At 69.8% G+C, this 1,549-nt stretch carries 2 protein-coding genes and 1 pseudogene; all 3 read left to right on the top strand.

All coding sequences use genetic code 11. From position 1 onward, the window contains the following. Positions 1 to 263, top strand: a pseudogene (locus tag AC27VN_RS41130) (MBL fold metallo-hydrolase); the annotation flags it as partial. Positions 264 to 356: 93 nt separating this feature from the next. Continuing rightward, positions 357 to 1,340 (top strand): Bug family tripartite tricarboxylate transporter substrate binding protein, encoded by a 984-nt coding sequence (locus AC27VN_RS41125; RefSeq protein WP_490880462.1) that lies wholly within the window; start codon positions 357 to 359, stop codon positions 1,338 to 1,340. Positions 1,341 to 1,375: 35 nt separating this feature from the next. Beyond that, the coding region (locus tag AC27VN_RS41120) for an NAD(P)-binding domain-containing protein (protein ID WP_490880463.1) at positions 1,376 to 1,549 on the top strand (174 nt) is incomplete at its 3' end.

The following is a 1,549-nucleotide window of genomic DNA, read 5'->3' as shown; positions in this document are numbered from 1 at the left end:
CCGAGGCGATCGACCTGACCAAGGCCTTCCTCTCGACCCTGCTCGACAGCGTGCGCGCCGGCATCGCCGCGGGCGAGGCGCTCAAGGGCTGCTTCGCGCGCGCCGAGGCCGCGATGAAGCCGCGCTTCGGCCAGTGGCCGGTGTTCCAGCACGTGCTGCCCTTCGATGTCTCGCGCGCCTACGACGAGCTGCGCGGCATCGAGCACCCGGTGGTGTGGACCTCCGAGCGCGACCGCGAACTCTGGCAGACGCTGCACGCGTAGGCCGCCGCGCGCGGCGCGCGATCTTCCCGCGACGAGGAAGGCGCGCGCCGCCGCACCGATTTCCCTGAAGAAAACCACCCCGGAGACAAACCGATGAAGCGCTTCCTGCCCCTGATCGCCCCCGTGCTCGCCGCCTTCGCGCTGGCCGGCGCCAGCCTCGCGTCGGCCCAGAGCGGGCCCTATCCGAACCAGCCGATCAAGTGGCTGGTGCCCTATGCCGCGGGCGGCGGCACCGACAACATCGCGCGCCAGCTCGCCGATGCGATGCAGCCCTCGCTGGGCCAGCCGGTCGTGATCGACAACCGCCCCGGTGCCTCGACCAACATCGCGGTCGGCCTGCTGATGCAGTCGAAGCCCGACGGCTACACGATCATGCAGGCCGAGAACGCGGCGCTGCTGTTCAACGAGCACATGTTCGCCAAGCTGCCCTACAAGCCCGCGAGCGACTTCACCTACATCGGCGCCATCGGCCGCATTCCGCTGGCACTGGTGGTGCGGCCCGACTTCCAGGCCAAGACCCTCAAGGACTTCGTCGCCTACGTGAAGGCCAACGGCGACAAGACCAACTACGCCTCGCCCGGCATCGGCACGCCGCACCACATGGCGATGGAGCTGTTCAAGCAGAAGGCCGGCCTGTCGATCACGCACGTGGCCTACAAGGGCGGCGCGCCGGCGCTGCAGGACATCATGGGCGGCCAGGTGCCGATGATGATGCTCGACCTCACGGCCGCGCTGCCCTACCTCAAGACCGGCAAGCTGCGCGCGCTGGCGATCGCGCTGCCGCAGCGCGCCAAGGGCCTGCCCGACGTGCCGACCTTCGCCGAGCTCGGCTATCCGGAGGTCAACGCCTTCGCCTTCCATGGCCTGATCGGCCCGGCCGGCATGCCGCCCGAGGTGGTGAACCGGCTCAACGCCGAGCTGCACAAGGCGCTGCAGACGCCGCGCATCCAGCAGGTGTTCAGCGAGTTCGGCTTCGAGGCGCTGCCGGGCACGCCGAAGGAGTTCCAGGAGATGGCGCGTTCGCAGAGCGCGTACTGGGGCCAGGTCATCAAGACTTCGGGCGTGCAGCTCGACTGAGCACCCTTTTCATCCGACCGTTTCCGCTTTCACTCATGTCCAACGAACCATCCCCCGCTTCGACCGCGCGCGAGCGCGTCGGCTTCATCGGCCTCGGCGTCATGGGCGCTCCCATGGCCGGCCACCTGGCGCGCGCCGGCCACGCGGTCTCGGCCTACGACCTCGCGCCCGGCGCGGCGCAGCGGCTCGCCGAATCGCAGCCCGGCATC

Source organism: Variovorax sp. 20P10.2.4, from assembly GCF_058244205.1.
Note: the sequence above shows the minus strand (reverse complement) of the source record. Positions and strands in the feature narration are given on the sequence as shown.